Annotated in this window: 10 protein-coding genes; 5 read left to right on the top strand and 5 right to left on the bottom strand. The window is 59.2% G+C overall.

All coding sequences use genetic code 11. The annotated features are described in order from the left end of the window. The first annotated feature begins 64 nt into the window (after nt 1-64). Complete coding sequence (locus ACOYQJ_RS19480; protein ID WP_422907674.1) at nt 65-430, top strand: RidA family protein; 366 nt, start codon at nt 65-67, stop codon at nt 428-430. Between the two features lie 12 nt (nt 431-442). Here the strand turns inward: ACOYQJ_RS19480 and ACOYQJ_RS19485 are convergent, their stop codons facing one another. Then, nucleotides 443-2,230, bottom strand: a complete 1,788-nt coding sequence (locus ACOYQJ_RS19485) for an FkbM family methyltransferase (protein WP_422907675.1) — start codon at nt 2,228-2,230, stop codon at nt 443-445. A 168-nt stretch (nt 2,231-2,398) separates the two neighbouring features. Here ACOYQJ_RS19485 and ACOYQJ_RS19490 point away from each other — a divergent pair, with 168 nt between their 5' ends. From ACOYQJ_RS19490 to ACOYQJ_RS19500, 3 genes are read left to right on the top strand one after another with little or no spacing between them, the layout of a single operon-like run. Beyond that, the gene (locus ACOYQJ_RS19490) at nt 2,399-2,782 is read left to right on the top strand and encodes an NADH:ubiquinone oxidoreductase subunit NDUFA12 (RefSeq protein WP_422907676.1); all 384 of its coding nucleotides are present in this window, start codon (nt 2,399-2,401) and stop codon (nt 2,780-2,782) included. Next, nucleotides 2,779-3,231, top strand: a complete 453-nt coding sequence (gene mlaD / locus ACOYQJ_RS19495) for an outer membrane lipid asymmetry maintenance protein MlaD (protein WP_422907677.1) — start codon at nt 2,779-2,781, stop codon at nt 3,229-3,231. Before ACOYQJ_RS19490 ends, mlaD begins: the two co-directional genes overlap by 4 nt. After that, nucleotides 3,228-3,587: a DUF2155 domain-containing protein gene (locus tag ACOYQJ_RS19500; protein WP_422907678.1), complete on the top strand. Its 360-nt coding sequence runs from the start codon at nt 3,228-3,230 to the stop codon at nt 3,585-3,587. Before mlaD ends, ACOYQJ_RS19500 begins: the two co-directional genes overlap by 4 nt. On the opposite strand, the gene aat is transcribed toward ACOYQJ_RS19500, so the two are convergent. The 4 genes from aat to ACOYQJ_RS19520 all read right to left on the bottom strand — a co-directional run bounded on the left by aat (nt 3,551) and on the right by ACOYQJ_RS19520 (nt 6,856). Further along, the gene (gene aat, locus ACOYQJ_RS19505) at nt 3,551-4,189 is read right to left on the bottom strand and encodes a leucyl/phenylalanyl-tRNA--protein transferase (protein WP_422907679.1); all 639 of its coding nucleotides are present in this window, start codon (nt 4,187-4,189) and stop codon (nt 3,551-3,553) included. The two genes, ACOYQJ_RS19500 and aat, sit on opposite strands and share 37 nt — an antisense overlap. A 4-nt stretch (nt 4,190-4,193) precedes the next feature. Then, nucleotides 4,194-5,546: an acetyl-CoA carboxylase biotin carboxylase subunit gene (gene accC / locus ACOYQJ_RS19510; RefSeq protein ID WP_422907680.1), complete on the bottom strand. Its 1,353-nt coding sequence runs from the start codon at nt 5,544-5,546 to the stop codon at nt 4,194-4,196. Nucleotides 5,547-5,558: 12 nt separating this feature from the next. After that, on the bottom strand, nt 5,559-6,047 hold the full coding sequence (accB, locus tag ACOYQJ_RS19515) for an acetyl-CoA carboxylase biotin carboxyl carrier protein (protein WP_422907681.1): 489 nt from the start codon (nt 6,045-6,047) through the stop codon (nt 5,559-5,561). A 281-nt stretch (nt 6,048-6,328) separates the two neighbouring features. Further along, complete coding sequence (locus ACOYQJ_RS19520) at nt 6,329-6,856, bottom strand: hypothetical protein (RefSeq protein ID WP_422907682.1); 528 nt, start codon at nt 6,854-6,856, stop codon at nt 6,329-6,331. 273 nt (nt 6,857-7,129) lie between these two features. On the opposite strand from ACOYQJ_RS19520, the gene ACOYQJ_RS19525 reads away from it, so the two are divergent. Then, the gene (locus ACOYQJ_RS19525; protein WP_422907683.1) at nt 7,130-7,705 is read left to right on the top strand and encodes a DUF2202 domain-containing protein; all 576 of its coding nucleotides are present in this window, start codon (nt 7,130-7,132) and stop codon (nt 7,703-7,705) included. The last annotated feature ends 207 nt before the right edge of the window (nt 7,706-7,912 follow it).

Genomic DNA, 7,912 nt, shown 5'->3' on the forward strand with positions numbered 1-7,912 from the left:
CATCCGAGATGAAAGACTAAAGCAAGGCGGGGTGATACCCCGCCTTTTTCGTGGGACAGAGCCAATGGCAATCAAACGCATTTCTTCTGGCGGCCCGTTTGAGGCAAAGATCGGGTACTGCCGTGCCGTTGTGGCAGGCGGATTTGTGCATGTGGCCGGCACCGTGGGCGAAGGCGCGACGGTTCAGGACCAATGCCGCGCTGCGCTGGCAACAATCGAAAAGGCGTTGGCCGAGGCGGGCGCGTCTTTTCCAGATGTTGTTCGGGTCAATTACTACCTGCCCGACGCGACCGAGTTCGAGCCGTGTTGGCCCATCCTGTTGGAAACCTTCGGAGCCAATCCTCCGGCGGCGACAATGATCGAATGCAACTTGATCGACCCGAAGTTCCGGATCGAGATCGAACTGACGGCACATTTGCCCGCAGGGTAGGACATGAGCGCCTTATTCGGCGGCCAAATGCGTGGGGGGCGTGGTGTATTGATCACCAAGTTCGTGCAGTACGTCAGCCTCTGCTAAGGGTTCCCAAATCGGACCAGGTTGAATGAAGCCTTCGCGCACAAGGGCGTGTTGCAGCTTCGGTAGGTCAGGTTCACCGGTTGACAGCCGCGCGCGCGGGGTTTCCTTGTGCTGCCAGACCCTGCGCAACGTGTCCAACAGCACTGGTTCGGCCCCGGTAAAGCTTCGCAGCTGCGACAGGATGTGTTGGGTTGCCATGGATTTACGCCGCGTGATGACGCCAACGCGCTGATCCGCCCGCCCTACAAAACCGAACAGATGCAGGGCTGAGCCTTCGCTGGCCAGAATGCGCCTTGCGGCCTTATAGCGTGCGATCTGCGTCGGCATGTCATGGCGCTCGGGGTGAAAGATCTCATACCCTTGCGCGGCGAGTTCCTGCTCGATCCGCGCTTCTCCCACAAGCGCGCCGCGCTTTGGTCCAAGTCTGCTGCGCGAGATATAAAGGTTTTCTGGCCCATCGGCGGCAATGCCTTCTCCAAACCGGCGGTGCATGAAGTTTCGGAATGCAGGTGTCCCGGCGCTGATCTCGCCCAGACCAAAGCCTTGGTTGGGTACGATAAGGCGTTCGACCCGGGCGGCGGGATGAACCACATGAATCGGCAGATCAACGCCAAGCGCCTCGAAAAAACCCGTCTGAAAACTTGCAAATTCCTGCGCGCCCCGGTGGCGGCGGGGAATAAAGACAATGCCGTCGGGCTTTTCGCCGTTCAGATGGTCCAATCCCCAAAGGCGACAGCTGCTTTCCACTATGAAATGTGCGAAATACTGCCAGAGTGTGCCACCCCAAAGCCATGTCCCGGGCAACTCTTCGATCTCGTCCTCGGGCAAGGAAAAGGGCAGGTTCAATCGTCGCTTGTTCCGCCAAAGCGCCGCCTCGGGAACGTCCTCGCCACTGACGGAAATCACGCCTGACGGAACCGCAAGCGAATTTTCACAGGGCGCTAAGACAACCGCCTGTTCATGCACTTGTATCTGGGGCGCGAAACCGCTTTGCGGGCTGGGCGGGGGCGTTTGTTTGCTGGCCAGCGCCGGCGCCCGAACACAGGTCCAGACAAAGCGCGTCGAATGTTCAACCTGCTTGCGAAACCCAAGCTGGCGTAGCCGATCCTTGCAGGTCTTCGCGCCGTCAATCCCGTACACGTCCGGGTGAAATTCGATCACCACGGCGCGGATGCCTGCCAGATCCGCATGGGTCAAGAAGTCCAATTCGCCGCCTTCGATGTCCATGATCAGGACGGTTGGGCGAAAGGCTTTGCGCACCTCTGCAAACGAGGCCGTTGGCACTTCAACCGGGCGGGTGCGGCGCGAGCTTTGATCAATCAGCGACGATCCAAGAAACGAGTTCCGCAGATAGAATGTCACGGTTTCGGGGCGGTCAGGGGCGCTGATCAGCACTTGATTGCGCAGCTCCACCTTATTCTGCAAGCCGTTTTCCTGATGCAAGGCTTTGATATGGGGCACCAAGTCCGGATTGGCCTCGAACGACAAAACTGCCGCGGGGCGGGCGTTCACCGCGATTACCGCGCCAACGATCCCCAGCCCGGCGCCCATTTCCAGAACCCGGTCGTCTCGTTGCACGATCGCGAGCGCTCCGGCGATTTCTTCGCCTTCATAGCGGGCTTCTTCGATGCGGCGGATGCGGGTTTCGGTCAGGAAGGGCGAGGCGGGCACACGCACACCTTTGCATTCCGCTGCAATTGCGATCTGGGTCATTCGATTTGCCTGCTCTTATTGTTAAGCAAAGGTTAAGCGGGCCGCGCATGTCACGCCAGAAATTTCCAAAGAGCTTGAAGAAAGCTTGTCGCGGATGCGGCATGGCTGCCACTGGACCTTGCCCTTGGTTTTCGTCATATAGAGGAGCAAGAGAGACAGGAGTCGTTAATGGGCATTCTCAACACGCTTCTTCGCGCCGTCACATGGTGGAATGGGCAAACCCTGAACACGCAGATCTACACATGGCGCAATGGCACCAAGGTGGGCGAAGACGAACAGGGCAACACCTTTTATCAGACCGCAGATGGCGAGCGTCGTTGGGTGATTTTCAATGGTGAGGCAGAAGCGTCGCGCGTGTCGCCCGATTGGCACGGCTGGTTGCATCACACCTTTGACGACCTGCCCAGTGACAAACCGCTGGCACACAAGGCTTGGGAAAAACCCCACCACGAGAACCTGACTGGCACCGCGCTGGCCTATGCGCCTGCCGGCTCGCTTCGCCGCGTCAAGCCTGCAGACCGCAGCGATTACGAGGCGTGGAGCCCGGAATGACCCACTCGACCACCGAGGTGATCGTAGGCGGCGGCGTATTGGCCGCCGCTTTGGCCTTTGGCCTTTATGCCATCCAAAGCACGGGGTTTGAGCTGGGTACGTCCGGCTATGACCTGCGCGCCTCGTTCCGGTCGCTTGAAGGGGTCAGCGTTGGCACCGATGTGCGTCTGGCGGGCGTCAAGGTGGGCACTGTCACCGATATCGACCTCAACCGCGAGACCTTTCGCGCGGATACAGTTGTCAACATCGACAACGGCATCGAAATTCCTGACGACAGTTCGATCATCGTTTCTTCCGAAGGCTTGCTAGGCGGCAATTTCATTGAGATCAGCCCCGGCGGATCGCCCTTCAACTATGAAGCAGGCGATGAAATTCTGGATACACAGGGCGCGGTCAGCCTCCTGTCGCTGCTGCTGAAGTACGTCAGCGGAGGGAGCAGCACGGAATGAAGCGGCTTGCCCTTCTGGTTGCCTGTGTTCTGGCTGCTCCTGTCGGCGCACAAGAGACAGTGAATGCCGGGAACGGCGCTGTTCTGCGCGTGCTGGACAAGCTGAATGCCAAGGTCTCCGACGTCACTTTGGTCAATGGTCAGACCTCTCAGCAGGGCTTGATCGAAATTGCATTGACGGAATGCCGCTATCCTGTGGGCAACCCTGCCGGTGACGCCTATGCCTTTTTGACGATCCGGGAAGCGGGGGTGGCCCAACCGGTGTATCGTGGCTGGATGGTCGCCTCGTCGCCGGCGCTCAACCCGCTGGATCACCCGCGTTATGACGTCTGGGTGATGCGCTGCACCACGTCCTGACCGCTGCTGGCCAATGGGGCCGACAGGATGTCCGCATCGTGCAACAGCGCCTCGGCCAGTTGCGCGCGATAGCTTGCCCTTGGGATTTCCACACCGCCCAGAGATGCCAGATGCGGCGTGATGAACTGCGTGTCAAACAGCGTAAAGCCCGTACGCCGCAGCAGGTCAACAAGCCAGGCCAAGGCGATCTTGGAGGCATCGGTGCGGCGCGAGAACATCGATTCCCCGCAATAGGCGGTGCCTATGGTCACCCCATAGACTCCACCGACCAGGCTGCCTTCCATCCACACCTCAAGCGAATGGGCTTTGCCCATGGCGTTGAGTTCGGAATAAAGGTCGCGGATTTCGGCGCTGATCCAGGTTTCCTGCCGGTCCGCGCAGCCATCGACCACGCCCAGAAAGTCGCGGTTGAGCGTGACCATGTAGTCGCTCCTGCGCAGCCGCTTGGCCAGCGAGCGCGAGATGTGGAAACCGTCCAGCGGAATGACGCCGCGTCGACGCGGGTCCACCCAGAAAATTTCGGGGTCGTTGCGATGCTCGGCCATCGGGAAGATGCCCGAGCGATAGGCATGAAGCAAAAGGTCGGTGGTGACGCTTTCCATCGCCCTAGGAGGAGAGGCCCCCGGCCTCCAGCCATTTTTCCAACCAGTGAATGTTGTAGTCGCCGGTATGGATGTCTTTTTCCTGCAAGAGCGCGTGGAACAGCGGCACTGTGGTGTCGATCCCATCAACGATCAGCTCGCCCAAGGCGCGGTTGAGACGGGCCAGTGCCTCTGGCCGGTCGCGACCATGTACGATCAGTTTGGCAATCAGACTGTCATAATAGGGCGGGATCGTGTAGCCGTCGTAAAGCGCGCTATCCATGCGCACGCCCAAACCGCCCGGCGCATGGAAGGCCGAGATCTTGCCGGGGCAGGGCGAGAAGTTCGGCAGCTTTTCCGCGTTGATGCGGACTTCGATAGCGTGGCCGTTGATCTTCAATTCGTCCTGCGTGAACGACAGCTTTTGCCCCGAGGCGACGCGGATTTGTTCGCGCACAAGGTCCTGCCCGAAAATGGCTTCGGTGACAGGGTGTTCGACCTGAAGGCGGGTGTTCATTTCGATGAAGTAGAACTCGCCGTCTTCGTACAGGAATTCGATGGTCCCGGCGCCGGAATAGCCCATTTTGGCGATGGCATTGGCGCAGATTTCGCCGATCCGCTTGCGCTCTTCCGGGGTGATCGACGGGCCGGGCGCCTCTTCAAAGACCTTCTGATGGCGCCTTTGCAGCGAACAGTCCCGTTCGCCCAGATGAACGCCGCCGCCCTGACCGTCACCAAAGACCTGAATCTCGATATGCCGGGGTTTTTGCAGGTACTTCTCAATATAGACTTCATCGTTGCCAAAGGCCGACTTGGCCTCGGCGCGCGCGGTCATGAAGGCGCGCTCCATCGAGGCTTCGTCCTTGGCGACCTGCATCCCGCGACCGCCGCCGCCAGCGGTGGCCTTGATGATGACCGGATAGCCAAAGTCGCGGCCGATCTGCTTGGCTTCGTCCAGCGTCGCAACGCCGCCCGCCGACCCGGGAACAACCGGGATGCCCAGTGCCTTGGCCGTGTCCTTGGCGGTGATCTTGTCACCCATCGTGCGGATATGTTCGGCCGAGGGGCCGATGAATATCAGCCCGTGGTCTTCGACGATCTGCACAAAACGGGCGTTTTCCGACAAAAAGCCATAGCCCGGGTGGATGGCCTGTGCGCCCGTCACTTCGCAGGCCGATATGATGGCCGGGATCGACAGATAGCTGTCAGTGCCGGGGGCCGGGCCAATGCAGATGGTTTCATCGGCCATGCGAACATGCATGGCGTCGGCATCGGCGGTCGAGTGGACCGCCACGCTGGCGATGCCCATCTCGCGGCAAGCTCGGATGACGCGCAGGGCGATTTCGCCCCGGTTGGCGATCAGGATTTTATCTATCATCTCGCGCGCCCCTTATTCGAGGATCACAAGAGGGGCGCCGTATTCGACGGGCGCGCCGTCCTCCACAAGGATACGCTTGACCGTTCCGGCGCGCGGGGCCGGGATGTGGTTCATGGTCTTCATGGCTTCGACGATCAACAGGGTATCGCCTTCTTTGACGCTGGCGCCAACGCTGATGAATGAGGGCGCGCCCGGCTCGGCCTGCATGTAGACCGTCCCAACCATGGGCGAGGTTACTGCGCCGGGGTGGGCTGCGGGATCCTCGGGCATGTCGTCTGCTGGAGCGGCTGGTGCAGCGGGCGCGACAGGGGCGGCGACAGTGTATTGTGCGGGAGCCGCCGCAACAGGTGCCTGTGGGTGCATCCGGCTGACCCGGACATTCAGGCTGTCATCTTCACCATAGTCACGTTTGACCTGAAGCTCTGTCAGATCGTTCTCGCGCAGCACATCGGCCAATGCCTTGATAAAGGCGACATCCGCCTCGTGGGTTTTGTTGCTCATGCGATCCTCGCCCTAATGTTCTTGGGCCGCTTGGTGTGCGCTAACGGCCCCGACTAAGGGCTTATAGGACAAGGTTGACCCGGTGAAAAGCGGCGCTGGAGGGGAAATCAGGTTGGGAAATGCCCAATATGCACTTCGCGGCTGAAATCCCCGGCAAGGAGCTGCGGCTTAAGACGTGCGTGGACAGGGCGAAATGGGATGGCTCAGATGGGGCAATCATGACGTTTTCCCATCGTAGGTGGCCCAAGGATGACTTCGCCAAGTCGCCCCGGTAGCTGTAATCAATCAGCCGGGGCTTTGACCGCGTCGCGCGAAAGGCTTGACGCCTCTTCGTATCCGGTCTTGGCCGATTGTGATGACGTCTCGGTCCGAGCCTCTTTGCGGGTCGCGTTCTCGGCAGCGTCATCTGTGCCGCCACCAACCCTGATAAGGTAGACGTCCGTTTTTTCTTCGGGTTTGCCTGCCGAATTGGCCAGTCCAGCCTCATCCGGAGAATTTTTGGTATCTTCTGATTCAGTTTCCGGGCTGTCTTCGGCCCTTTTGTCAGCCTGTTCGCTCAGCATTTGCAAAATCTTGATCTGCATGATCGAAGGCGGTGCAACGTGCGTGTCGGCGTCCGGTTCCGAGCCCGAAGGCTGCCAGAGTACAGTCGTCGGTCGACCGCGTGTCAGCGCGCCTTCGGCATCGCGCGATTGTGCCAAGGGCTGCACCCGCTGCTGTGTCGAATTTGGTTTTTCAGCGCCGGGAAGGCCAAGGGGGTGTCCCGTGGCCAATGGCGCGATCCAAGGGGTCGGGCCTGCAAGTAGCATTTTATTATGCTCCGTTCAAAGGCCCCCACCTGAGAAGATTAACATAGGTTAGGGATTATCGCAGCGGCATCAGGAAAATTGAAGGCAGTTTGATTGTTTTTGGTTAAGGCACGTTAAAATTTCCTTGCACAGATCGGCAGGCCTTTGCCGGAGGATCGGCAGATTTCAGCTTTCGCCCTTTGCCGGGTTCTTGCGTTTACGTCAGATTAATACATATAGATTTATGAATGTAATTTGAGGCGCGCAAACCACTGAAAGAAAGCAACAAGCAAGATGAAAAATGATAATTTCCACGCCGGTCGTCACTCGCATCTCTCCGGCAACGGCGGATTTCGCGGGGCCACATCTGACCCGAAGAATACCCAAACTGACACTGTTGCGGAGACTACGGAAGTCGCAGAAACCTCTTCGACGCTATCGGGTGAGGCCGTGGCAGAGTTGCTCTTCATGATCGAAGAAGAGAAGCTGGCCGGGGACATTTATGAGGCATTTTATGACCTCTATGGTTTGGAAATTTTCAACAAGATTGCGGACTCTGAGGACAAACACTTTGACGCTCTGATCACCCAGGCCGAACAGTTGGGCATAGACGTGGACGATTTCGTGTTTGCCCAAGCCGGAGAATTTGAAGACCCGGAATTACAAGAGCTCTACGACACGCTGCTTGCTCAGGGCGCGCAATCCGTAACGGATGCGCTGGAGGTCGGCAAAGCGATCGAGGAAAAGGATATAGTCGATATCGCCGAAGCCGCCGAAGCTGTCGAAGGAACGACGCTGTCCGCAGTCTACGACAATCTCTTGATCGGTTCCTCCTATCATCTGGCCGCCTTCGACGCCTTGCTGGTTTAAAGCCCACGCGAGACAGGAACGACAACAGCCGCCGGTTTCCCGGCGGCTGGTAGTCTTAGAGTTGGGCCCCGGGGCGGGGCGGGGGCCGCCGCCGACTCAGCTTTTGTTCATACGGTTGTCGATGAGGTCGTCGACGACGGTTGGGTCTGCGAGGGTTGAGGTGTCGCCGAGGGCGCCGTAGTCGTTTTCGGCGATCTTGCGCAGGAT

It is taken from the genome of Pacificoceanicola algae, from assembly GCF_049341065.1.
GTDB lineage: Bacteria > Pseudomonadota > Alphaproteobacteria > Rhodobacterales > Rhodobacteraceae > Pacificoceanicola.

Bases quoted from the DNA above. Each gene is read 5' to 3' on its own strand.
- ACOYQJ_RS19480 (WP_422907674.1), top strand. From the start codon at position 65: ATGGCAATCAAACGCATTTCTTCTGGCGGCCCGTTTGAGGCAAAGATC.
- ACOYQJ_RS19485 (WP_422907675.1), bottom strand. From the start codon at position 2,230: ATGACCCAGATCGCAATTGCAGCGGAATGCAAAGGTGTGCGTGTGCCC.
- ACOYQJ_RS19490 (WP_422907676.1), top strand. From the start codon at position 2,399: ATGGGCATTCTCAACACGCTTCTTCGCGCCGTCACATGGTGGAATGGG.
- mlaD (WP_422907677.1), top strand. From the start codon at position 2,779: ATGACCCACTCGACCACCGAGGTGATCGTAGGCGGCGGCGTATTGGCC.
- ACOYQJ_RS19500 (WP_422907678.1), top strand. From the start codon at position 3,228: ATGAAGCGGCTTGCCCTTCTGGTTGCCTGTGTTCTGGCTGCTCCTGTC.
- aat (WP_422907679.1), bottom strand. From the start codon at position 4,189: ATGGAAAGCGTCACCACCGACCTTTTGCTTCATGCCTATCGCTCGGGC.
- accC (WP_422907680.1), bottom strand. From the start codon at position 5,546: ATGATAGATAAAATCCTGATCGCCAACCGGGGCGAAATCGCCCTGCGC.
- accB (WP_422907681.1), bottom strand. From the start codon at position 6,047: ATGAGCAACAAAACCCACGAGGCGGATGTCGCCTTTATCAAGGCATTG.
- ACOYQJ_RS19520 (WP_422907682.1), bottom strand. From the start codon at position 6,856: ATGCTACTTGCAGGCCCGACCCCTTGGATCGCGCCATTGGCCACGGGA.
- ACOYQJ_RS19525 (WP_422907683.1), top strand. From the start codon at position 7,130: ATGAAAAATGATAATTTCCACGCCGGTCGTCACTCGCATCTCTCCGGC.